General features: G+C 74.0%; 18 protein-coding genes and 1 pseudogene. 6 read left to right on the top strand and 13 right to left on the bottom strand.

The annotated features are described in order from the left end of the window. Positions 1 to 6: 6 nt before the first annotated feature. Positions 7 to 3,267, top strand: coding sequence for an ATP-binding protein (locus FHX81_RS04605; protein WP_141975358.1), 3,261 nt, complete (start codon positions 7 to 9; stop codon positions 3,265 to 3,267). A gap of 70 nt (positions 3,268 to 3,337) precedes the next feature. Here the strand turns inward: FHX81_RS04605 and FHX81_RS04600 are convergent, their stop codons facing one another. The 4 genes from FHX81_RS04600 to FHX81_RS04585 all read right to left on the bottom strand — a co-directional run bounded on the left by FHX81_RS04600 (position 3,338) and on the right by FHX81_RS04585 (position 6,423). Beyond that, positions 3,338 to 4,129 carry an ABC transporter permease gene (locus FHX81_RS04600; RefSeq protein WP_141975357.1) on the bottom strand — a complete coding sequence of 264 codons (792 nt, stop codon included), beginning with the start codon at positions 4,127 to 4,129 and terminating at the stop codon, positions 3,338 to 3,340. Continuing rightward, positions 4,126 to 5,091: an ATP-binding cassette domain-containing protein gene (locus tag FHX81_RS04595; protein WP_141975356.1), complete on the bottom strand. Its 966-nt coding sequence runs from the start codon at positions 5,089 to 5,091 to the stop codon at positions 4,126 to 4,128. The genes FHX81_RS04600 and FHX81_RS04595 overlap by 4 nt, the downstream gene beginning before the upstream one ends. Positions 5,092 to 5,152: 61 nt before the next feature. Further along, the gene (locus FHX81_RS04590; RefSeq protein WP_141975355.1) at positions 5,153 to 5,854 is read right to left on the bottom strand and encodes a hypothetical protein; all 702 of its coding nucleotides are present in this window, start codon (positions 5,852 to 5,854) and stop codon (positions 5,153 to 5,155) included. Then, the gene (locus FHX81_RS04585; RefSeq protein ID WP_141983735.1) at positions 5,851 to 6,423 is read right to left on the bottom strand and encodes a TetR/AcrR family transcriptional regulator; all 573 of its coding nucleotides are present in this window, start codon (positions 6,421 to 6,423) and stop codon (positions 5,851 to 5,853) included. Before FHX81_RS04585 ends, FHX81_RS04590 begins: the two co-directional genes overlap by 4 nt. 78 nt (positions 6,424 to 6,501) lie before the next feature. Here FHX81_RS04585 and FHX81_RS04580 point away from each other — a divergent pair, with 78 nt between their 5' ends. From FHX81_RS04580 to FHX81_RS04570, 3 genes are all read left to right on the top strand, one after another. Beyond that, positions 6,502 to 7,509 carry an alpha/beta hydrolase gene (locus tag FHX81_RS04580; protein WP_141983734.1) on the top strand — a complete coding sequence of 336 codons (1,008 nt, stop codon included), beginning with the start codon at positions 6,502 to 6,504 and terminating at the stop codon, positions 7,507 to 7,509. A 23-nt stretch (positions 7,510 to 7,532) separates the two neighbouring features. Beyond that, entirely contained in the window at positions 7,533 to 8,753 is a 1,221-nt protein-coding gene (locus tag FHX81_RS04575) for an ABC transporter ATP-binding protein (protein WP_246107628.1), read from the top strand. A 129-nt stretch (positions 8,754 to 8,882) separates the two neighbouring features. Further along, positions 8,883 to 10,388 (top strand): FAD-dependent monooxygenase, encoded by a 1,506-nt coding sequence (locus FHX81_RS04570; RefSeq protein ID WP_141975353.1) that lies wholly within the window; start codon positions 8,883 to 8,885, stop codon positions 10,386 to 10,388. 6 nt (positions 10,389 to 10,394) lie between these two features. On the opposite strand, the gene FHX81_RS04565 is transcribed toward FHX81_RS04570, so the two are convergent. The 6 genes and pseudogenes from FHX81_RS04565 to FHX81_RS41825 form a co-directional block, all read right to left on the bottom strand. Then, the gene (locus FHX81_RS04565; protein ID WP_141975352.1) at positions 10,395 to 12,062 is read right to left on the bottom strand and encodes an FAD-binding oxidoreductase; all 1,668 of its coding nucleotides are present in this window, start codon (positions 12,060 to 12,062) and stop codon (positions 10,395 to 10,397) included. A gap of 65 nt (positions 12,063 to 12,127) precedes the next feature. After that, positions 12,128 to 14,014, bottom strand: a complete 1,887-nt coding sequence (locus FHX81_RS04560) for an anthranilate synthase family protein (RefSeq protein ID WP_141975351.1) — start codon at positions 14,012 to 14,014, stop codon at positions 12,128 to 12,130. Then, positions 14,011 to 14,658 (bottom strand): isochorismatase family protein, encoded by a 648-nt coding sequence (locus tag FHX81_RS04555; protein ID WP_141975350.1) that lies wholly within the window; start codon positions 14,656 to 14,658, stop codon positions 14,011 to 14,013. The genes FHX81_RS04560 and FHX81_RS04555 overlap by 4 nt, the downstream gene beginning before the upstream one ends. Before the next feature lie 42 nt (positions 14,659 to 14,700). After that, complete coding sequence (gene dhbA, locus FHX81_RS04550) at positions 14,701 to 15,456, bottom strand: 2,3-dihydro-2,3-dihydroxybenzoate dehydrogenase (protein WP_141975349.1); 756 nt, start codon at positions 15,454 to 15,456, stop codon at positions 14,701 to 14,703. A gap of 1 nt (position 15,457) precedes the next feature. Continuing rightward, the gene (locus FHX81_RS04545; protein ID WP_141975348.1) at positions 15,458 to 16,639 is read right to left on the bottom strand and encodes a 3-deoxy-7-phosphoheptulonate synthase; all 1,182 of its coding nucleotides are present in this window, start codon (positions 16,637 to 16,639) and stop codon (positions 15,458 to 15,460) included. A 153-nt stretch (positions 16,640 to 16,792) separates the two neighbouring features. Next, a pseudogene (locus FHX81_RS41825) lies at positions 16,793 to 17,002 on the bottom strand (hypothetical protein); the annotation flags it as partial. An 89-nt stretch (positions 17,003 to 17,091) separates the two neighbouring features. Here FHX81_RS41825 and FHX81_RS41820 point away from each other — a divergent pair. Beyond that, positions 17,092 to 17,349 carry a hypothetical protein gene (locus tag FHX81_RS41820; RefSeq protein ID WP_246108352.1) on the top strand — a complete coding sequence of 86 codons (258 nt, stop codon included), beginning with the start codon at positions 17,092 to 17,094 and terminating at the stop codon, positions 17,347 to 17,349. A gap of 445 nt (positions 17,350 to 17,794) precedes the next feature. On the opposite strand, the gene FHX81_RS04535 is transcribed toward FHX81_RS41820, so the two are convergent. Then, a complete protein-coding gene (locus tag FHX81_RS04535) occupies positions 17,795 to 19,216 on the bottom strand; it encodes an MFS transporter (RefSeq protein WP_141975347.1) in 1,422 nt (473 codons plus the stop codon). Positions 19,217 to 19,350: 134 nt separating this feature from the next. Between FHX81_RS04535 and FHX81_RS04530 the strand changes: the two genes are divergently transcribed. Next, positions 19,351 to 19,686 (top strand): ArsR/SmtB family transcription factor, encoded by a 336-nt coding sequence (locus tag FHX81_RS04530; protein WP_246107627.1) that lies wholly within the window; start codon positions 19,351 to 19,353, stop codon positions 19,684 to 19,686. A 211-nt stretch (positions 19,687 to 19,897) separates the two neighbouring features. On the opposite strand, the gene FHX81_RS04525 is transcribed toward FHX81_RS04530, so the two are convergent. After that, positions 19,898 to 21,070 carry an IS701 family transposase gene (locus FHX81_RS04525; RefSeq protein ID WP_141975345.1) on the bottom strand — a complete coding sequence of 391 codons (1,173 nt, stop codon included), beginning with the start codon at positions 21,068 to 21,070 and terminating at the stop codon, positions 19,898 to 19,900. Between the two features lie 406 nt (positions 21,071 to 21,476). Next, positions 21,477 to 22,706, bottom strand: coding sequence for a 3-hydroxybenzoate 6-monooxygenase (locus FHX81_RS04520; protein ID WP_141975344.1), 1,230 nt, complete (start codon positions 22,704 to 22,706; stop codon positions 21,477 to 21,479). Positions 22,707 to 22,711: the final 5 nt, after the last annotated feature.

The raw sequence follows: 22,711 nt of genomic DNA, 5'->3' as shown, positions 1-22,711 counted from the left end.
GACGCCGTGGTCCCCGATCTCGTCCTGTTGCCGCGGGTGGCGTTCCGCGGCCGCGAGATCACCGGCCCGCGGCTGCGGGATCTGCTCGCGCTGCTCGCCGACGACCTGCGCACGGGCTGCGGCACCGGGCGGCTGGTCGAGGGCCTGTGGCCGGACTCGCGGCCGGAGCACCCGCCGAAGGCCGTGCAGGTCCTGGTGTCACGGGCGCGGGCGCAGCTCGGCGCGGACGTCATCGCGCGCACTCGGACCGGTTACCGGTTGACGTTGGCCGAGGACCAGGTGGACAGCTCGGCGGTGCTGCTGCGGGCCGCGGTGGCCGCCCGGTGCTCGCGGGCGGGTGACCACGCCGCCGCGCTCGCGCACGCCGACGCCGGCCTGGCGCTGTGGGAGGACGCCGAGCCGGACGTGGCCGACGACGGCCCGGTCGGCGCGTTGCGGGCGCAACGGCGCGGTTCCCACCGCACGCTGGTCCGAGCCCGTGCGCTCGCGTTGGCGCGGCTCGGCCGCCCGTCCGAAGCCGTGCGGCCGCTGGTGGACCTGGCCGCCGAACGACCGCTCGACGACGAGGTGGTGGCCGAGCTGCTGCGGTGCGAGGCGGCGACGGTCGGCCCGGCCGCGGCGCTGGCGCGGTACGACGCACACCGGCGGGCCCTGCGCGACCGGCTCGGCGCCGATCCGGGGCCGACGCTGCAAGCCGTGCACCAGCGGTTGCTGCTGGGCGTGGCGCCGCAGGTCCGGTACGGCGTCGCGCACGAACCCAACCCGCTGCTCGGCCGGGACGACGACGTCGCCGCGGTCGAGGCGCTGCTGCGCACCTCCCGCGTGACCTCGGTCGTCGGGCCGGGCGGCCTGGGCAAGACCAGGCTCGCGCACGCCGTCGCCCGCCGTGCCGAGGGGCCGGTGGTCGCCGTCGTGCCGCTGGCGGGCATCGCCTCCGACGACGACGTGGCCCGTGAGGTCGCGGCGGTCCTCGGCGCGGGGGAGCACCGCGCGCACGTCGAGGTCGCCGATGACGTCGCCGCCATCGCGGCCGAGCTCGCCGGACCGTCGCTCCTGGTGCTGGACAACTGCGAGCACGTCGTCGCGGGGGCCGCCGACCTGGTCCGCGCCCTGGTGGCGACGACCGCCGAGCTGCGGGTCCTCACCACCGGCCGGACGCCGCTGGGACTGTCCTCGGAGTCGGTCCACCGGTTGCCCGAGCTGAGCCCGCGGACGTGCGTCGAGCTGTTCGAGCAGCGCGCGCGGGCGGCTCGGCCGGGTGTCGACCTGCCCGCCGCGACCGTGGCGGAGGTGTGCCGCCACCTCGACGGGCTGCCGCTCGCGGTCGAGCTGGCGGCGGCACGGGTGCGGACCATGTCGGTGGCGGAACTCGCGCGTCGGCTGGACGACCGGTTCGGCGTGCTGCGCGGCGGCGCCCGGGACGCGCCGCGGCGGCACCACACGCTGCACGCGGTGGTGGACTGGAGCTGGAACCTGCTGGACCCGGCGGGCCGGGCGGCGATGCGCGCGCTGTCGGTGTTCGCCGACGGGTTCACCGCCGACGCCGCCCGCGCGCTGCTCGACGGCCTGCCCGCGCACGACGTGGACGCGGTGCTGGAGCACCTGGTCGACCACTCGTTGCTCAAGGTGTCCGACACGCCGACGGGCAGCCGGCTGCGGATGCTGGAGACGGTGCGCGAGTTCAGCGCCACGCGCCTGAGGGGCGCTGAGGCCGAGGACGTCGTGACCGCTCTCCTGGGGTGGGCGCGTGCGTTCGGTTCGGCCCACCACGACGAGCTGTTCGAGGCGGACCCCTACGACGCGATCGACGCCGTCCACGCGGAACGCGAGAACCTGCTCCAAGCGCTCCGCCTGGCCCTGGCACGGGACGACCGGCCGGCCGTCACGGCGGTCGCCGCGGTCCTCGGCGGGCTCTGGACCGTCCGGTCCGCCGCGCCACGGCTCGCGGCACTGGTCCGGGAGACGTCCTGGACGCTGGCGCACCACCGGCCCGAGCCGGCCCAGGTCGAGGTGACCCGGACCGCGCTCACCGTGGCGGCGGGGCACGCGTTCGGCACCGGTGGGCGGCGTCCGGTGCGAGCGGTGGTCGCGTTGCGCCGACTCGGCCCGGCGCGGCCGGACACGGTGATCCGGGCGGTCGGCTGGGTCATCGGCGCGTCGGGCGATCCCGCCGAGCTGGAACGGTTGTGCGCCGGCGCCGAACCGCTCGTGGCCGGTGTCGCGAACGTGCTCGCCGGCTACCACCTGGAGACCGAGGGAGACGTCGACGCGGCACTGGCGGCGACCCGGCGTGCCCTGGAGGTGTTCACCGACCGCGACCTGCCGTGGCTGCGTTCGATCACGCACGGCCGGGTGGCGGAACTGTGCCTGCGCCTGGAACGGGGCGCGCAAGCCCGGGACCACCTGGTGGCGGCGCTGCCGGTGCTCCAGCGGCTCGGTGCGCGGGCCGACGCGGCCGGCGTCCGGTCGTGGCTCGTGCTGGCCGCCCTGCAGGTCGGCGACACCGCCGAGGCGCAGCGGTGGCTGGACGGGCTCGCGCACGTCGTGCTGGACGAGGAGGAGGCCGGGTCGGTCGGCTACGACCTGGGCATCCGGGCCGAGGTGCGGTTCGCCCGCGGCGAGGTGGACGCGGGTCTGCGGCTGTGGCGTCGAGTGGTCGGCCGGCTCCGCGACGGCCGCGCCCTGGCGTCCACCGGCGTGCCGCCCGACCTGGACCCGTGGGTGGTGGAGGCGCGGTCGGCGGCCGTCGTCGCCCACGCCCGGCACGACCGCCTCGACCTCGTCGCCGACGTCGCGGAGGCACTGCGCGAACCGCTGCGCCGCCTGCTGACCGACCCGTTGACCGACCCGCCGCCGCACGTGGTCGAGCAGTCGTTGTGCGGCACCCTGCTGCTGGCCGTCGCCGTGTCGGACCTGGCCCGGTTCCGCCGCACCGGCGACCGGTCCCTCGCGCGGTCGGCGGCGCGGATGATCGCGCTGGCCGAGCGGTTCCGGTTCCAGCACCACTTCCAGCCGACGATGTCGGGTGCGGCGGCCAGGGCGGACGCCGTGCGCGCCGATCGCGCGGCGTACGAGGAGGCGGTGCGGACCTGCGCGGACCTGGACCGGGCCGGGATGCGCGCGGCGGGACTGGCGCTGCTCGACGAGCGTCCTCCCGGTGAGGTGCGGGACCCGGCCGGCGCGAGCCAGGTCTCGGCTCATCCCGAGGCTTCGGCGGCAGCCGGTCGGGACCTGCCCGGCGGCGAGCGGTCGGGGTCGAGGTGCTGACCGCGCCCGACCGTCGCGATCCGCGAGCCGGCACCGGGTCCGCCGGAGCGGGCCCGGTGCCGCGCCCTCGTCAACGGGTGCGGTCGCGGTTGTAGAGGCGTTTCGCCCACGCGTAGCCGATCAGCACGATCACGGCGCACCAGCCGAGGGCGATGGCGGCGCGGTCGCCGATCGGCGTACCCAGCAGGAGGCCGCGCAGCGTCTCCGTGATCGGCGTGATCGGTTGGTGCTCGGCGAACCAGCGCAGGCCCGCCGGCAGCGAGTCGGTCGGCACGAAACCGCTGCCGAAGAACGGCAGCAGGGTCAGCGGCATCGGCAGGTTGCTCGCCGCCGCGACCGACTTCGTCACCAACCCCATGGCGACGGCCGTCCACACCAGGGCGAACGTCGTCGCGGTGAGGACACCGGCCGCCGCCAGCCGCCCCACCGCGGTCGCGGTGGGGCGGAAGCCGACGAGCAGGGCCACACCGAGCACGACCACGAGGCTGAACAGGGTGTGCAGCACGCTGCCCAGCACGTGCCCGGTCAGCACCGACACCCGCGCGATGGCCATGGTCCGGAACCGCGCGATGATGCCGCCCGTCATGTCGACCGCCACCGAGATCGCCGTGCCCTGGACCGCGCCGGCGATGGTGACCAGCAGGATGCCGGGCGCGACGTAGTCGACGTACGCGCCGCGACCGCCCGACCCGACGCCCAGGCCGTCACCGAGCGTCCCGCCGAGCACGTAGACGAACAGCAGCAGGAACACGATCGGCACGGCCAGCAGCATCAGCGTCACGGACCACGCCCGGGTCATGTGCCGCAATTGGCGGCGCAGCATGGTGACCGAGTCGCGAGCGGCGAGGGCGAGCGCGCTCATCGTGCGGCCACCTCCTCCGAGGCGGACCCGGCGGCCTGCCCGGTCACGGCGAAGAACACGTCGTCGAGGTCCGGTGTGCGCACGGCCAACCCCTCCACGTCGACGGCGGCGGCGTCGAGCCGGTCGAGCATGGCCTTGAGCGCACGGGTGCCGCCGTCGCCGGGTACCCGCAGGACCAGCGACTCGGCGTCCGGCACGACGTCCAGCGCCGCCGCGGCGGCGTGCAGCGCCCGGTCGTCGGCGAACCGCAGTTCGACGTGCCCGCCGGGCACCAGCCGCTTCAGCTCGGCCGGCGTGCCCTCGGCGACGAGCCGGCCGTGGTCGAGCAACGCGATCCGGTCGGCGAGCTGGTCGGCCTCCTCCAGGTACTGGGTGGTGAGCAGGACCGTCACGCCCCGGCCGGCCAGGTCCCGGACGACCTGCCAGAGGTCGCGCCGGCTGCGCGGGTCCAGCCCGGTCGTGGGTTCGTCCAGGAAGATCACCCGCGGATCGCCCATCAGCCCCATGGCGAGGTCGAGCCGACGCCGCATGCCGCCCGAGTGCACCGCGCCGGGTTTCCGCGCCGCCTCAGCCAGGCCGAACCGCTCGATCAACTCGGCCGCGCGCCGCCGACCCCCCGCGCGGCCGAGGTGGTGCAGATCGGCCATCAGCAGGAGGTTCTCCTCCCCGGTCAGGTAGTCGTCCACCGCGGCGAACTGGCCGGTGACGCCGATGGCCGCGCGCACCAGGTCGGGTTCGCGGTCCACGTCGTGACCGCCGACGCGCACTTCGCCCGCGTCGGCGCGGATCAGGGTCGACAGGACCCGGACCACGGTCGTCTTGCCCGCGCCGTTGGGGCCGAGCAACGCGCAGATCGAGCCTTCGGGCACGTGCAGGTCGATGCCGTCGAGCACCGGCCTGCCGCCGTACGACCGGCGCAGCCCGGTGACCGCGATGGCGGGTTCGGTGGGGATGTTCGTCATGACCGGGACAGTGCCGCTCCACCGGTTCACGGTGGTTTCACCGCGGTTTCAGCCGCACCCGTCAGTGCGCCCGCCGACCGCACGCGGCGGGGATCAGCACGGCCCGCGCGGGCAGGGCCTCCGGGGCGACGTCGACCAGCCGCAAGCAGGCTTCCGGCTCGCCGGGCACGGCCGGGAGTTCGCGGCGCACCTCGCCGAGCGGCAGGTGGCCGTCCGGGCCGTGGCACTCGGCCTCCTGCCCGGCGTCCGGCAGCGTGCCGTGCACCGTGCCGAAGGCGACCGCGTCGCGCCCGTCGTCGATCACCTCGCCGACCTCGAACGACCAGTGCCCGGCCGCCTCGGCGAGCAGGTCGCGGAAGAGCGGGCCCAGGGCGACCACGGCGTCACGCCGGGCGTGGACGTGGTGGGCGACGGCGCAGCAGAGGGGGACGGCCGGGCCGAACGACGTGGGCACCCGGCCGAAGCCGGCGATCGGGTCGAACCGCATCGAGTCCTCCAACAAGCCGCACGCCGCCACCTTCGCCGCGTGGTGGCCGTGTTCGAGGACGTCGAGCAGGAACGGCGCGGCGTGGGCGGCGGCGGGCATGGCGGCACCGCTGTGCCCGTGCACGAGCGCGCCCTGGTCGAGGCTCGCGGCCGCCCGTGCGGCCGCGACCAACCCGTTCGCCCCGGCGAGCCCGCGCAGTCCCGGCTCGATCACCTCGGGCCGGTAGAGGCCCGGGTAGCCGGGCACGGCACCCCAGTCGGGACGTCCGGTCGTCACCGGGCCGGTCCGGCGAAGTGGTGTTGGATCATCTCGGTCATCACGGCGACGTCCGCGTCGGCCATCGGCGCGCCGGTCATGCCCATCCGGTGCAGCAGGGTGCCGACGGTGATGTCGACGAAGAGCAGGATGCGGTCCTCGGGCTCGCCGAGCGCGTCCTGCAACGCGCGCAGGTACGGCGCCTGCAACCGGGTCGACAGGATCTCGCGCAGGCTCGCGTCGCTGACGGCGTCGACGAAGACACCCGCGAACGCGGCCCCCACCCCCGGCCGGCTGATCTTCGTGGCGGCCAGGTCGATGGCCGCGGCGAGGTACTCGGCCCGGCTGCCCGGCATCGGCGGCAGCGGGCCGAACGTGTCGACCAGGCAGTCCGTGATCAGCGCGCCCTTGGACGGCCAGCGGCGGTAGATCGTCGTCTTCGCGACACCGGCCGCGGCCGCGATGCGGTCCATCGTCGCGCTCGCATAACCCAGTTCGTGGACGGTCTTCAGCGTCGCGGCGAAGACCACGGCGTCGATGCCCGCCCGAGGGCGGCCGGGCGGTTTGGCGGAGGTGCTCTCCCGGGTCATGGCTCCACGATAGCGAGTTGCGCTACGATCGGTATCGATACCATCGGTAGCGAAATTATGGTGGTCGAGGAGGGGGACATGAACGACGTGGAACGCCCGCCGCTGGGCGTCCGGCTGCTGCGCGCCCTGCGCGGGGAACCGGACTGGTCGACGATGACGGCCGAGGCGCTGGCCGCCTTCCGGGACGCGGAGAACCGCAAGCGGTCGTCCCGGCTGTTCCGGGTGGTCACCGGGTTCCCGGACGGCGAAGCGGGGATCCGGTGGCGGCAGGTGGCGCTGCCCGACCGCGTGCTCCCGGTGCGGGTGTACCGGCCGGCGCACCGCAGCGGTGACCTGCCGCTCGTCCTGCACGTGCACGGTGGCGGGTTCGTCGGCACGGCGGTGCAGTCGGACTGGGTGAACAGCCACCTCGCCGCACGGCTGCCGGCGGTCGTCGTCTCGGTCGAGCACCGCCTGCTCGCGCCGGACACCTCGATCCGGGCGGTCGCCGACGACGGCTGGGACGTGCTGGAGCACGTCGTGCGGCACGCGTCCGACTGGGGCGTCGACCCGACCCGGATCGCGGTGTTCGGGGAGAGCACCGGCGGGCTGGTCGCCGCCCTGGCCGCGATCCGGGCCGCGGCCTCCGGTCCGACCTTGCGGGCCCAAGTGGTGGTCAACCCGGTCGTGGACCTGACCGACGCGGCGTTCGACTTCCCGTCGATGGCGCAGCACGCGCACGGTTCGACCCTCACGGCCGCGCAGATGCGGCTGTTCCACCGGTTGGCGTTGCCGCCGGGAACCGATCCCGTCGCGCTCTCGCCGCTGCACGCCGCCGGCCTCGGCGAGGTGGCACCGGCGCTCGTGGTCGTGCCGACCGTCGACCCGGTGGCCGATCAGGGTCGCCGATACGCCGAGCGGCTGCGCGAGGCGGGCACGCCCGTGCGGCTCACCGAACACCGCGGCGCGCCGCACGGGTTCCTCAGCATGCCCGGCCTGGTGCGGCAGGCGAAGGCCGCGCGGGCCGAGGTCACCCGGTTCCTGCGGGACCACCTGGTGGCGGACCGGACCGTGACGACGGCGGGGGAGCGCGATGACCGCCGCTGACCTCGCGGAGGCGGCGCGCACCCGTGGTGGTGGCGGTCCAGGCCTGGGCGGGACGATCCACGGCCGCCGCCGACGCGGAGCGCGCCGAACGCGACCACGAGGCCGCCGACCGGGTCATCGAGTACCTCCAGGCACAGCCGGTCCTGCGCGCGGGCGGCCGGACCGGCGAGCGGTTCCGGTTGCTGGACGATGCGCTGCACGACGTCGAACGCGCGTCCCGGCGCGGTGTCCTGGCGGCGATGCCCGGCGTGGTGGGCCTGACGTTCACGGTGCAGGCGGTGTTCACCGCGGTGCTGGTCCTGGGCGCCTACCTCGCGGTCGGCGGTGCCATCGGCACGGCCGAGGTGCCGGCGGTCCTCGTGCTGGCCGCACGCTGCGCGGACCCGCTGCTGTCGTTGTCCGACATCGGCGGCAAGGTCCGCGTCGCCCGGTTCGAGCTGGCGCGGCTCGACGCCGTGCTGCGCACCGAACCGCTGCCGGAGCCGCGCGAACCCGTCGAGCCGCGCCACCACGGGCTGGAGCTCGACCGCGTCACGTTCCGGCACGGCGACCGCACGGTGATCGACGACGTGACGCTGTCCGTGCCGCCGGGCCGGCGGCTGGCCGTCGTGGGGCCGTCGGGCGCGGGCAAGAGCACGCTGCTCCAGTTGCTCGCCCGGTTCCACGACGTGGACGCGGGCGCGGTGCGCGTGGGCGGCGTGGACGTGCGGGACATCGGCTCGGAGGAGCTGATGTCGCGGATCGCGTTCGTGTTCCAGCAGGTCTACCTGTTCGACGGCACGATCGAGGAGAACGTGCGGCTGGGCCGTCCCGGTGCGACCGACGCCGAGGTGCGGGAGGCGGCCGTCGCGGCGCGGTTGGACGAGGTGGTCGAACGGCTGCCCGGCGGGTGGGCGACGAACGTCGGCGAGGGCGGTGCCCTGCTCTCGGGCGGTGAGCGCCAGCGCGTCTCCATCGCGCGGGCGCTGCTGAAGGACGCACCCGTGGTGCTGCTGGACGAGGTGACCTCGGCGCTGGACCCGGTGAACGAGACGGCCGTCCACGACGGTGTGGAACGCCTGATGGCGGGCCGCACGGTGGTGATGGTGGCGCACCGCGTGCGGACCGCCCAACGCGCCGACCGCGTCGTCTTCCTGGACGGTGGGCGGGTCGTGGAGGAGGGCTCGCACGACGACCTGCTGCGCCGCGACGGGCGTTGTGCCGAGTTCTGGGCGAACACCGCGGGGGCGACGACCCGCTCCTGAAACCTACGTATGTACGTGTAGAGTCGTACTATCATGGGTGGGCGATCCCGAGGAGACGACGATGCCTTCCAGCGCGGGAGAACGGCGGAACAGGGACATGCGGTGCGTCCGTTGCGCGGTGGGTCGGCGATGACCCACTACGAGGTGGCCGTGGCCGGTGGCGGACCGGTGGGGATGTTGCTCGCGCTGGAACTCGCCACGCGCGGCGTGCGCACGGTCGTGCTGGAGCGGTTGGCCGAGCCGACCGGCGAGTCCAAGGCGGGCACGCTGCACGCCCGCACCGCCGAGACCCTGCACCGGCGCGGGCTGCTCGACGCCGTGCAACCCGGGCCGCACAAGGCGGCGCGGCGCGGCGGGCGCTCCGTGACGTTCCACTTCGCGGGGCTGTTCAACCTCGACATCGGCCGAGTCGTGGACGAGGGCCCGGTCATCGTCGGCAGCCCGCAGGCCTACGCCGAGCAGGTGTTCGCCGACCGGGCCGCCGCGCTGGGCGCCGTGATCCAGCGCGACAGCGAGGTCGTCGGCCTCGACGACCGGGGTGACCGGGTCGTGCTGGACGTCCGCTCGACGTCCGGCGCGACCCGGCAGGTCACCGCCGACTGGGTGGTGGGCTGCGACGGCGCGCGCAGCGCCGTGCGCAAGCTGGCCGGCATCGGGTTCGTCGGCACGCCCGGCACGGTCGCCGCGCTGATGGGCGACGTCCGGCTGCTCGACCCGGGCACCGCCCCGGTCGGCTGGCAGCGCACCGAACGCGGCTGGACGTTGTTCTGGACCAACCCGCTGGGCCACAGCCGGGTGTGCACCTACGACTTCCGCGACGCGGCCCTGTCCCGCCCGGACCGGACCGCGCCCGTGACGCTGGAGGAGCTGCGCGCCGAGGTGGAGCGCATCGCGGGCCGCCCGGTGCCGATGGACCGGCCGCGCTGGCTCACCCGCTTCACCGACGCCGCCCTGCAGGCCGACACCTACCGGCGCGGCCGGGTGCTGGTCGCGGGCGACGCCGCGCACGTGCACTTCCCGGCCGGTGGCCAGGGCGTCAACCTGGGCCTGCAGGACGCGGTCAACCTCGGCTGGAAGCTCGCCGCGCAGGTGCGGGGGTGGGCGCCGGAAGGCCTGCTGGACACCTACCACGCCGAACGGCACCCGGTGGCCGCCCGCGTGCTCTACAACGTGCGCGCGCAGGTCGGCCTGATGCTGCCCGACCGGCGGGTGGACGCGCTGCGCGAGCTGTTCGTGGAGCTCATGCAACTGCCGCAGGTCAACGACTTCCTCGCAGGCATGATCACCGGCGTGGACGTGCGCTACGAGACCGGGCGGCCCGACGACCAGCTCGCCGGGCTGTTCGTGCCGGACCTGCGGCTCAAGGTGGGCGCCGAGGCGGCCACCCTGGCCGAGCTGCTGCGCGCGGGCCGTCCCGTGCTGCTGGACCTGGCCGACCGCGAACCGCTGCGCCGGGTCGCGGCGCCGTGGGCGGACCGGGTGGACGTGGTCGTGGCGAGCTGCGACGACGTGCCGTCCGCGCCGACGCTGCTGGTCCGCCCAGACGGCTACATCGCGTGGGGCGGCACGGGGTTGGAGAGCGACCACGACACCCTCGACGAGGCGCTGCGCACCTGGTTCGGCGCGCCGGCGTGACGGGGGTCAGGGCAGCCGGACGGACTGCCGGTGCCGGAAGAAGTCGGTCGGGTCGTAGGCCGCCTTGACCCGTTGCAGCCGGGGGTAGTTCTCGCCCCAGTACAACGCGTGCCACGGCACGCCGGACGTGTTGTGCGCGGCCTCGGAGAGGTCGGCGTCGGGGTAGTTCAGCACGCACCCGTCGGTGCGCTCGTCCGGGACCGGCACCCTGCCGGTCCCGGCGTACAGCTCGGCGTAGAAGCGACGCGCCCACGCCACGTTCGCGTCGTCGTCGGACGGCTCGCTCCAGCCGGTCTGGATGTGCAGCTTGAACGCGCTGTCCCGGTGCACGTTCGCGGTGTCGGTGCGCCCCACGGCGTTCACCCGGCCGCCCGACGAGGTCAGCATCACCTGCGCGAACGGGTTGGCGAACCCGTCCCGGCCGTCGAGGTTGCGGTACAGGGCCGCGAGTTGCGCGTCGGTGAACCCCGCGCGGTGGTAGGCCGACTTGTGCTCGCCGCGCAGCGTCGGATCCACCATCCGCGGGTGCATCGTGCCCAGGTGCCGGGTCGCGGTCAGCCAGCTCCACCGCTTCGGCCGGGCGTACCGCGTCAGCGGGCCGTGCTCACCGGAGGGCCGGGTGAGCGCGCCGTGCGGCAGGTCGACGCCGCGCGTGACGTCGGCGATGAAGCGGTCCAGCAGCCGTTCCGCGTCCGCGCCGGTGCCGTCGAGCACGGTGAACAGGCCGACCTCGCCGGTGGCGCGCTGGTTGAGCAGCAGGAAGCCGCACAGCCCCGCGTACCGCCCGCCGGGCGCGGCGTTGGCCGTGTGCCAGCCGGTCCAGTTGCGGACCAACCGGGTGAACACCGCCTCGGTCATCCCGTCCCACGGCCACGCGATCGCGCTCAGGAGCAGCTCGGCCGGCGGCTTCGGCAGGAGTCGCGCCGGGTCGTCCGACCGCGCGTCGGGCGAGCGGAACAGGTACCGGGTGACCACGCCGAAGGTGCCGCCGCCACCACCGGTGTGCGCCCACCACAGGTCGTGGTGGGGGTCGTCGGGGTCACGGGTCGCCACCACGAGCCTGGCCCGGCCTTCCGCGTCCACGACGACGACCTCCACCGCGTGCAGGTGGTCGACCACGAGCCCGTCGCGGCGGCACAGCAGGCCCCAGCCGCCGCCCGCGACGTGCCCGCCGACGCCGACCGAGTAGCACTGGCCGGCCGGGATCGTCACGCCCCACGTCTTGTAGAGCAGTTCGTACACGTCGAGCAGCGTGGCCCCGGCCTCCACCGAGAACGCGCGGTGCACGGGGTCGAAGGTCACCGAGGTCATCTCGGACAGGTCGAGCACCACGTCGACCTCGGCGTTGAACACGAAGTCCTCGTAGCAGTGCCCGCCACCGCGCACGGTCAACCGCCTGCCCGTCCGCACCGCCTCCCGCACCACGTCCAGCGCCTGCCGCGGCGAGGACACCACCCGCACCGACCCGGGCCGTCCCACCCACCGCCGGTCCAGGCCCACCACCAGGTCCGGGTACCGCGGGTCGCCGGGCCCGACCGTCACCGCCTCGAACCCGGCCCCCGCTGTCCCGACCTCGGCCGCCGCCGCTCCGGTTGCCGCCACCGCGCCGATCCCGATCGCGCCGGTGGCCGCCAACAACCGCCGCCTGCTCATCGCGCCGCTGTGGTGGTTCATGCCGCCTCCGTCCCGATCGCCGCCGTGGTCCCGCTCGCCGCCGCTGTCGTGGTCCCGGCCGCCGGTCACCTCGGCACCGCCGCCGTCAGCAGGGGCGCGACCAGGTCGGCCAGGATGTCCGGACCGTCCCGGGTGAGGATCGACTCCGGGTGGAACTGGGTCGAGGCGAAGCCGGGGCCCCGCAGCGCGTGCACCTGCCCGGTCGTCGGGTCGCGGCTGACCTCGATCGCGTCCACGTCGTCGCCGAGCGGCAGCGGGCCGCCGTCGTGCCGGGCCGCGAAGGTGTTGTAGAACCCGACGTGCCTGCTCCGGCCGAACAGGTCGATCCCGAGCTGCACGCCCTGGTGCGGCAGGTCCCGGCGCACCAGCGGCAGGCCGAGGTGGGCGCTCAGCACCTGGTGGCTCAGGCACACGGCCAGGAAGGGCCGCCGCTCGCCCAGCAGCCGCCGCACCGCCGCGCCCAAGTGGGCGATCTTCGGGTGGGCCCGGTCGCGCGGGTCGCCGGGACCGGGCCCGAGCACGACGAGGTCCGCGTCGTCGATCGCGTGCTCCACGTCGTAGCGCCGCACCACGACCTCCATTCCGAGCGACCGCAGCTGCACGTCGATCATCGACGTGAACGTGTCGTCCGCGTCGACCACGAGCACCCGCTTGCCCGCGAACCCCGCCCGCGGCCGGTCCCGCCGACCCGCCGGTTCCGACCAGAACCGGGCCAGCGGCTCGTTCCGCCGCGCCAACGCCTCCACCACCGGCCGCTGCGCGCCGAACCCCGCGCCCTCGGCCGGTGACGCCGACATCGCCGACCCGGTCAGCGCGGCCAGCAGGCCCGCCGCCTTCACGCGCGTCTCGGCCACCTCCGACGCCGGGTCCGAGTGCCGCACCAACGTCGCGCCGACGCCGATGGCCACCCGGCCGACGGCGTCGATGTCGGCGGTGCGGATCAGGATCGCCGAGTCGACCGCCCGCCCACCCGACGGGTCCGGCCCGATCAACGCCACCACGCCGCTGTAGTAACCGCGCCCGGCGGGCTCGTAGCGGCTGATCACCTCGCAGGCGCTCGCCAACGGGCTGCCGGTGACGGTCGGCGCGAGCAGCGTCTCCCGCAGCACGTCTCCCGCGTCCATCGCGGTGCTGCCCCCGATCAGGTACTCGGTGTGCGCGAGGTTGCCCATCTCCTTGAGGAACGGGCCGATGACGCGCCCGCCCGCGCCGCACACCCGGGCCATCATCTTCAGCTCCTCGTCCAGCACCATGTGCAGCTCGTCCACCTCCTTGCGGTCGGCGAGGAACTCCAGCACGCCGTCCAACCCGGGTCCGGAAGGCGGGTACCGGTACGTGCCGCTGATCGGGTTCATCACGACCCGGCCGCGGTCGAGGGTGACGTGCCGCTCGGGGCTCGCGCCGACGAACGTGCGGGTGCCCGTGTGCACCAGGAACGTCCAGTACGCGCCCAGCTCGCGGGTCACCAGCCGGCGGAACAGGGTCAGCGCGGTCGCGGGGGAGTAGTCCGCGATGTCGACCAGGTACGACCGCTTGACCACGAAGTTCGCGCCGACGCCACGCCCGATCTCGTCTGCCATCACGGCGCGGACGATGTCGGCGTACCCGTCGTCGTCGATGTCGAAGTGCCCGTCGGTGAGCTCGATCGGGGTGTCCGGCAGCCGGTCGAGCACGTCGTCGAGCGGCAGCACGGCCCGCTCGGACACCTCCATCGCGAGCAGCGGTGAACCGTCGTCCGCGCACGCGAAGCCGCGCTCGGTGACCTGCCGGTAGGGCAGCAGCGCCAGCACCTGTCCTTGGTGGACGGACAGCTCGGCCAGCCGGTCGTGCTGCGTCAGCGGGCCCGCGAACACCTCGACGTGGCCGGAACCGGTCGACTTGGGCCGGTGCAGCAGGGCGTAGGCGTCGGCGTGCCCGGCCGGCAGCCGGTCGAGCAGGTCGGTGTCGGTCACGAGCCGGCCCCCGTCGACAGCATCTGCAAGACCTCCTTGGTGGACGTGGTCAGCGCGCACGTCGCTGCGGCGTGGGTGACGGCCATCCGGTGGTGCGCCTCGGAGAAGTCCGCGACCGCGTCGGTCACCAGGAACGGCCGGATGTCGGAGCTGAACGCGTCCAGGCACGTCATGAGCACGCCCACGTGGGCGTACACACCGCACACGACGATCTGGTCACGGCCGCGTTCCCGCAGGAACTGCTCGAGCCCGGAGTTGAAGAACGCGCTGTAGCGCCACTTGGTGAACACCGCGTCGTGCTCGCCCGGCGCCAGCTCGTCCACCACCGCGCGGTCGGCTTCGGACACCGTCATGCCCGGTCCCCACAGGTCGGTGAGCAGGCCGCGTTGCGCCGGCGTCATGCTGCCGGGCTGCGCGGTGTAGGCGACCGGGACGCCGAGCGCGGCGCACCGCTCCCGCAGCGCGGCGATGTTGGCCACCAAGGACACCACCGGTTCCTCGTCCGCCGGGAAGGGCGCGACGAAGTAGCGCTGCATGTCGTGGATCAGCAGGATGGCGCGCTCCGGGTCGACCACCCACCGCAGCGGGCCGTCCGACCCGGCTCCGGTGGGCATGGGGTAGGCGTCGATCGTCGGGATGGGCATGGCGTGGCTACCTTCCTCGCCGAGCGGCGGACGTCGGCGTGGTCACGCGCCGAGCGCCGCGCCGCCGTCGACGGTGAGCGTCTGCATGGTGATGTGGGACGCGCGGTCGGACAGCACGTACAGCACCGCGTCGGCCACGTCGGACGGCTGCGCGACCTTGCCGAGCGGGATGCCGGTCCGGAACGCCGAGGGCACGCCCTCCACCGAGACGCGGACCGCGTCACCGTCGTCCCACAGGCCGGTCAGCATCGGGGTGTGCGTCGAGCCGGGCGCGACGACGTTGCAGCGGATGCCGTACTCGGCCAGCTCCAGCCCGAGGCACCGGGTGAAGCTCGTCGCCGCGGCCTTGGAGGCCGCGTAGGCCGCCATGTCCATCCGCGCGATGCCCGCCGCGTTCGACGCCACGGTCACGATCGCGCCGCCGCGCCGGGGGATCATGCGGGTCGCCACCGCGCGGCACAGGTGGAACACGCCCGTGCTGTTGACCGCGAACGTGGTCGCCCAGTCGTCGTCGGTGAGCAGGTGCGCCCGGCCGGTCCGCAGCACGCCCGCCGCGTTCACCAGCGCGCCGATCGGGCCCACCCGCGCCTCGACGTCCCCGACCAGCGCCTCGACCGCCGCGCTGTCGGCCACGTCGACCGCGTGCACCGTCACCTGGTCGCCTTCCAGCTTCGCCAGGCCGTCCGACGCGACGTCGACCGCGGCGACCGACACGCCCTGCTCGACCAGCGCGCGGACGACGGCCGTGCCGATGCCGCCCGCCGCGCCCGTGACCACCGCCGTGTTGTCGTGGAACACGTCACTCCCCCCAGACCGCGGCGACCGCGACGGCCTGCCCGGGGTTGAGCCGCGGGTCGCACAACGTCGTGTACTTGGCGCCCACGTCGGCCAGTCCCGCTTCGTCGGCCGCGCACTCGGTGACGTCGTCGGGCGTGGTCTCCAGGTGCAGCCCACCCGCGACGCCGCCCGCGCCCGCGACCGCCACCCGGAACGACCGGACCTCGCGGGTGATGGCGGTCAGCAGACGGCTCTTCAGGCCTTCGGCGTTGGTCACCGTGTTGGCGTGCATCGGGTCGCACAGCCAGATGACCGGGTGACCCTGCGCGCGCACGGCGGCGACCAGGGCGGGTAATCGGTCGGCCACCACGTCCGCACCCATCCGGGAGATCAGCGTGAGCCTGCCCGGCGTGCGGTGCGGGTCGAGCCGGGCGCACAGCGCGAGCACGTCGTCGGTGGACGCCGCCGGGCCGACCTTGCACGCCACCGGGTTCACCACCGACGCCAACAGGTCCACGTGCGCGCCGTCGGGTCGGCGGGTGCGCTCCCCGATCCACGGCCAGTGGGTCGAGCCGAGCACGGTGTCGCCGTCGCCGTCGCGCCGCAGCATGGCGAGCTCGTAGTCGAGGACCAGCGCTTCGTGGCTCGACCACACGTCGTGGTCGCCCGAGGGGCCCCGCAGGAACGCCAACGCCGAACGGGACGCGGTGTAGCAGGAGAGCATCCGGTTCGGGTCCGGCCGCCGCAGTTCGGGGTCCGGCTCCGGGCTGTTGACCATGTGGCCGGCGTACACCGGCAGCTCCACGCCGTTGACCCGTTCCACCGGGGCGGATCGGGGTTTGGCGAACTGGCCCGCGAACCGGCCGACGCGGATCACCGGCACGCCCGCGCCGGCCGCCATCGCGCCCGCGACCGCGTCCAGCAGCCCCACCTTGCGGGCCAGGTCGCCGGCGCCGCACTCGGCCGGGTCCTCGGCGCAGTCACCCGCCTGCACGACCTGGGCGCGGCCCGCCGCCACCTCGGCGAGCAGCGCACCGAGCCGCCGCACCTCCCCGACCTCGACCAGGCCGGGCATCCCGGCCAGCGCCGCGCCCACCCCGGCCGCGGCCTCCGCGTCCCAAGCGGGTTGGTGCGCGGCAGGCAGCGACCGCCTGCGCCGGATCTCGTTGCCCGGCAGCGCTCCGACACGATCCATCAAGTCCATGTCCCGAGCCTGCGGGACGGCGGGGCGCGATCGGGGCGAACCGGGCGGATTCGCGATCCAGTTCGTCACGGACGCTTCGACTGTGTCAAAACGTTGGGACAGAAGGGATTTCGCGCTTGTGCTGTGCGTGTGCCGGCGATGGTCCCATAGGAGTCAAGCTGTTGATGCCGGGGTGATTCGGGCTGTGTGATCGACTGTTGTGCTGGTCAGGGCTCGGTGGACCTCGCGGGCGATGAAGCGTTTGAGGCGGCGCGTGATGTCTTTCTTCGACAGCCCCTGGGCGGTGCGGCGTTGGACGTGGGCGCGGTCGCCGCCGCGGTTGAGGCGGTGGCGGTGGACGCGGCCGGAGGAGGCGGGGAGGGGGGCGGTCGGGTCAGGGTTTTCACCAGCGCGGACCGGTCCAGGCCGGTGAACCGTTCGCGCGGCGGCGCGGGTGCGGTGACCGGTAGGGCGTGGACCTGGTTGACGGTTTGGGTGCGGGCTTTGACCGCATCGCGGCGGGGGATGCGCGGCACGCGGACGGCCTCGACCAGGCCATCGCGGCTTTTGGGGGTGCCGGTGGCCCGTCCGGCGAGCACGGCCGTGGCGGCGGTGTAGGCGTCGACCGGTCGGATTTGCCCTTGGCGCGTCGGGTGGCGCGGTCGGGCCGGTCGACCTCGACGACGGTGGTGCCGGCGGCGGTGAGCACGCGGGCGGGCTCGGCGCCGTAGGCACCGGTGCCCTCGACCCCGACCGCCGTCACGGTGCCGTGCGAGCGCATCCAGCCCGGCAGGGCCCGGTAGCCGCCGGTCGTGGCGGGAACTGCCGATCGGCCAGGTGCCGGCCGACGCCGTCGACCACGGCGGCGTGGTGGGTGTGGCCGTGGGTGTCGACTCCGTCGGTGACCGGCGTGCTGTGATGCGTCATGCTGGTGGTGTCCGTCCCTCGCAGCGTGTGTTCACCGGGGGTGGCACGCGCCGGTCGGGCGGGTGGACAGGACAGGACAGGACAGTGACGGGACCTCTGGCCAGGCCGGCTATGAAGTCACAGGCGCCCGTCCGGCCGCGTGCGTGGTGACGTCGCCGACGGGCCGACGAATCGCCGGCAGGACAGTCGAAACGTCAGTCAGTCGGTGGGTCGGACCCGCCAACGACGTCACCACACACATCATCACTGTCAGTCGACGACGGCCACCGGTTCCGCGACGGCGGCCCGGTCCGCGGCGCGCGGCTTGCGCAACGCGAAGCTCACCAGGATGCCGAGCACGATGCCGATCGCGGCGACGTACACCGCGGACTGGAGGGTGTCGGTGGTGAAGCCGATCGCGCCGGGGTTGGCGATGGCCACCAGCACGGCGAGGCCGACGGCGGTGCCGACCTGCATCGCGGTGGACGTCATCGCCGAGGCGACGCCCTGCTCGCCGCCCGCGACACCGGACGCGGCGGCGATCCACATGCCGGTCCACGTGATGCCCTGGCCGATGCCGTAGAGCGCGAAGCCGGGGAGCACGGCGAGGTAGGAGCCGCCGGAGTCGCTCATGCCGTAGGCGATGGCGGCGGTGCCGACGATGCCGATCGCCATGCCCAGGATCAGGATGACCCGCATGTCGACCTTGCCCGCCATGCGGCCGCTGATCTGCGTGCCGACCGCGATCAGCACCGCGGGCACCAGGAACGCCAGGCCGGTCTGCAGGGCGTCGTAGCCGTGCACGCTCTGGAAGAAGACGGTCAGGAAGTACGGCACGGTGCTGTAGGTCGCGCCGAAGACCAACGCGATGGACATGGCGGTGCTGAGGCTGCGGTTGGTGAACAGGCGCAGCGGCATCAGCGGGTCGCGGCTGCGGCCCTCGATGACCGCGAACGCCACCAGCAGGACGATCGACAGCACCAGGCTGATCAGCACCTCCGGCGAGGTCCAGCCCGACTCCGGGCCCTGGACCAGGACGAAGACGAGCAGCGTCACGCCGAGGGTCGCGGTGATCGCGCCGGGCAGGTCGAACGTGCGGCCGCGCTCGCGAGCCGGGTCGCGGGGGATGAGCGCGAACGCGACGAGCGCGGCGAGCCCGGCCAGCGGCACGTTGACGTAGAACACCGACGTCCAGCCGAACGCGTCGGTGAGCAGACCGCCGAGCAGCGAGCCGAGGCACAGGCCGCTGGCGCCGCAGGCGCTCCACACCGCGAGCGCCCGGTTGCGCTCCTTGCCCTCCGCGAACATGGTGTTGACCAGCGAGAGGGTGGCCGGGAACAGCAGCGCGCCACCCAGGCCCTGCAACGCGCGCGCGGCGATCATCACGCCGGTGTTGGGCGCGAGGCCGCCGAGCAGCGAGGCGACCGCGTAGACGGTCAGCGCCAGCACGAACATCCGACGCCTGCCGAGCAGGTCGGCCGCCCGACCGCCGAGCACGAGCAGGCCGCCGAACGCGACGGCGTACGCGCTGATCACCCATTGCAGGGTCTGGGCGCTGAAGCCGAGGGAGTCGCCGATGTCCGGCAGCGCGACGTAGACGATGTTGAAGTCCACGGTGATGATCAGCTGCGCGAACCCGAGCAGCAGCAGGGCCGGGCCGAGCCGTCGAGCTTGGGGCGGGGCGGTGGGCATGGCGCTCCTTGTCGTGGCACTGTACGTCACTATACGTACAGTTGGAATGTACGTGGATGCTCGTACAGTCACGCCCCGCTGTCAAACGGCTCGCCAGGGTTTGTCATTTCGCATGTACGCGTACACTCGGTCCCGTGTCCGAACCCCACCACCCGGCCCGCGACCAGATCCGGCTGGAGGCCGTGCTGACCGCGCTCGGCCACCCGTTGCGGATGAACGTGCTCCAGGTGCTCGCGGAGGGCGGGGAGTACCCGTGCGGCGCGATCGTGGACGGCGTGTCGAAGTCGACGCTGACGCACCACTGGCGGGTGTTGCGGGAGAGCGGCGTGATCAACCAGCGCGCTTCGGGCCGGACGCTGCTGCTGTCGCTGCGACGGGACGACCTGGACGCCCGGTTCCCGGGGCTGATCGACGCCATCCTGGCCTCGTACACGCCTGCCGACCCGGCCGAACTCGCCGACGCCCGCTGACCGGGGCCGGCACTCCGCGAGCTGTCGCCCGGCGACGTGGTGTTCGGCTACTTGTTGTTCGGTGGCTCGCTGTTCGGCGATCCGGCGTCCGGCGACCCCTCCGCGCGCCGGGACCGCCGACGCGGGCCGCCGCGGTCGGTCGGGCCGCGCCCGGGCGGCGGCACCGTCGGCACCTCCCGTTCCCGGTGGTGCCGCCGCCCGGGCGCGTCGGCTAGGACGACCGGCCGGCGACCAGCATCTCGGGCATGCGGAAGTCGGCGTTGGCGGGCATCAGGATCGCGTGCGCCACCGACACCAGCGTGATGTGCCGGTGCCAGCCCGCGAACGAGCGGCCGGTGAAGTCCTCGATGCCGACCTGCGAGCTGACCTCCGCCACGTCCTGGCGCACCCGGTCGAGCTGGCGGGTCAGGCGCAGCAACCCCGCGCTCGACGTGTCGGCCAGGTCCGACAGCCACAGCTGAGGCAATCCGTTGCCGTCCGGCGGCCACACCGCCAGCAGCACCAGGCGGCCCGGCCGCGCCGTGTCACCCGGCACCGTGACGTCCACGGTCGCGCACAGCCGGAACCGGTGCGACGGGTCGAGCACCACGGGTCGCCGCAGCGGGTGCAGCGCGGGCCGCAGCGAGCGCAGCGTCGTGCGGACGCGCCGGTTGTCCGCCAGGTCGGCCACCACGTTCACCGACGCGTCGACCCGCATCACGAACGACACCTCGCGCAGCCGCAACTGGGCGATCAGCGCCTCGGCGTCCGCCTCGCGCGCGTCCAGCACCAACGGCCGGGGCTGGACGTCCCAACCGTCGGCCACCTCGAGGGCGGCGTTCAACTTGCACGAACCGGGCGTGGTCGACGACAGGTGCGCCGGGATCGCGGCCTGCCGCCGGCGCACCGGGTCGTTCAACCAGCTGTCGGGCAGCGCCAGCCGCCAGTTGACGGGGTAGCTCGTGTGCTCGGAGGCCAACCAGACGCCGTAGGCGTGCTGGCTGTTGGCGACCCGGCCCAGGTGCTGCACGAACGCGTTCTGCACCCCCACCGAGTGCCGGCCGGACTTCGTGATCGCCATCGAGTCCACCACCCAGGCGATCGGCTTGACCGTGCGGTCCAGGTGCTCGGCCAACGCCCGGCGCACCTGCTGCCAGTCCCACGGCGAGTTGCTGACGAAGTGGTGCAGGCTCTGCTCGGCCGCGGGCCTGCCGAACTGGGACGCGAGGTTGCGCATCGACTTGCGGCCCTCCGCGGCGAGCAGACCGCGGACGTACAGCTCGCCCGCGCGGCGCTGGCTCCGCCTGGCCAACGACGCGAACACCCGTTCACACAGCTCCGCGGCGTCCTCGGCCAGCCACTCCCGATCCAGCTCCGCATGTCCCGTCACGTGCGCATTGCTCATTTTTCGGCTCCCCACAGCGGCGTTGTCGACCTGTTCGGGCACGCCGACCCGGCGAATGGCCCGGAACGGCGCGTCCCGGCGTGCGTGGCGGCGCTGCGCGTACAGCTAATGGCGGCCGCCCCCTCGACGGCCACGCGCCGCGCTCGATCCACTGACCGGTGCGAAACGTGCTCAGGTAAGAGGTTCTCCCAGCGTGACTGCCCCCTGCGCTGGTCACCGGTCGATGTGGCTCATGATGCCACGACCGCGGGGAATTGGCCAACGTTTCCGGAATCACGTCAATTGCCCGGGTCGACCGTCAATCCGGGCGAATAGAGTAAGCCGGTGGGAAAGTCGGCGTGGAATATTCCTTTGTGAAGAGTCCGGTCGGTCGCCGAGGGTGACAATACGGCGACCGACCGTTCCTTTATCCGGCGGCTGCTTCCACGCGTCGCGCCGCCACGAGCGATTCCGGTGTGCCGGTCGAGCCGCCGAACCGGGTGGCGCCGTGCAGCCAGGCGACCTTCTCGTACAGCTCCTCGGTCGACCACCCGCCGAGCATCGCGTTGCGCGCCCGCGCGGCCTCTCCCGAGGGGTGGTACAGCCGCGTGCCCATGGCCCGCGCCACGAGCTGCGCGGCTGCCGTGCGCTCGCGCCGGTCTTCGACGAACGCCGCGAACGCGGCGGCCGGCTCGCCGTACGCCAGCAGGTCACCCAGGTGCACGGCGTCCTCCAACGCCATGCAGGCGCCCTGCGCGGCGTACTGGAGCATCGGGTGCGCCGCGTCGCCGAGCAGGACCACCCGGCCGTCGGCCCACCGGTCGACCGGGTCGCGGTCGCACAGCACCCAGCTGCGCCACTCCCGCCCGAGCGCCAGCAGCTCCCGGATCACCGGCGCGGCGTCGGTGAACTCGGCGAGCACCCGCTCGTGCTCGACCGGCACGCCCACGACCGCCTCGGTCGCGCGGTTGTCGCGCGTGACGGCGACGTTCAGCGACCGGCCGCCGTCGATCGGGTAGTGCACGAAGTGCCAGCGCGGCCCGGCCCACAACGTCACCGAGTCCGACCGCAGCCGCGCGGGCACCTCCTCCATCGGGATGACCGACCGGTAGATCGTGTGCCCGGACACCCGCGGCTCGCCGTCGCCGACGAGCTGCGCCCGCACCGCCGACCGCAGCCCGTCCGCGCCGACCAGGGCGTCACCGCGCACCCGCCCGCCGTCGGCCAGCACCGCGGCGACGCCGTCCCCGTCCTGCTCGTAACCGACGACCGGGCTGTCCACCCGCAGCTCCACTTCCCCGTGCGCGCGGCACCGGGCCAGCAGCGGGGCGTACAGGTCGTTGCGGTGCACGACCGCGTACGGGTTCCCGAAGCGGGCGCGGTACTCGCCGAGCACCGGCAGCGCGGCGACCTGCTCGCCGGTGACGGCGTCCATGAAGCGCAGGGCGTCCACGTGGACCGCGCGGTCGAGCACGGCGGTGGCCACGCCCAGCCGGTCCAGCGCGAGGAACGCGTTGGGCGCCAACTGGATCCCCGCGCCCAGCTCGGTGAACTCCGACCGGCGCTCCAGCACCACGACCCGGTGGCCGCGGTCGGCCACCGCCAGCGCGGTGGCCAGGCCGCCGATGCCGCCTCCGGCGACGATCACCCGTGACATCGTTC

Origin of the sequence: Saccharothrix saharensis (assembly GCF_006716745.1) — a bacterium.
GTDB classification, from domain to species: Bacteria; Actinomycetota; Actinomycetes; order Mycobacteriales; family Pseudonocardiaceae; genus Actinosynnema; species Actinosynnema saharense.
Note: the sequence above shows the minus strand (reverse complement) of the source record. Positions and strands in the feature narration are given on the sequence as shown.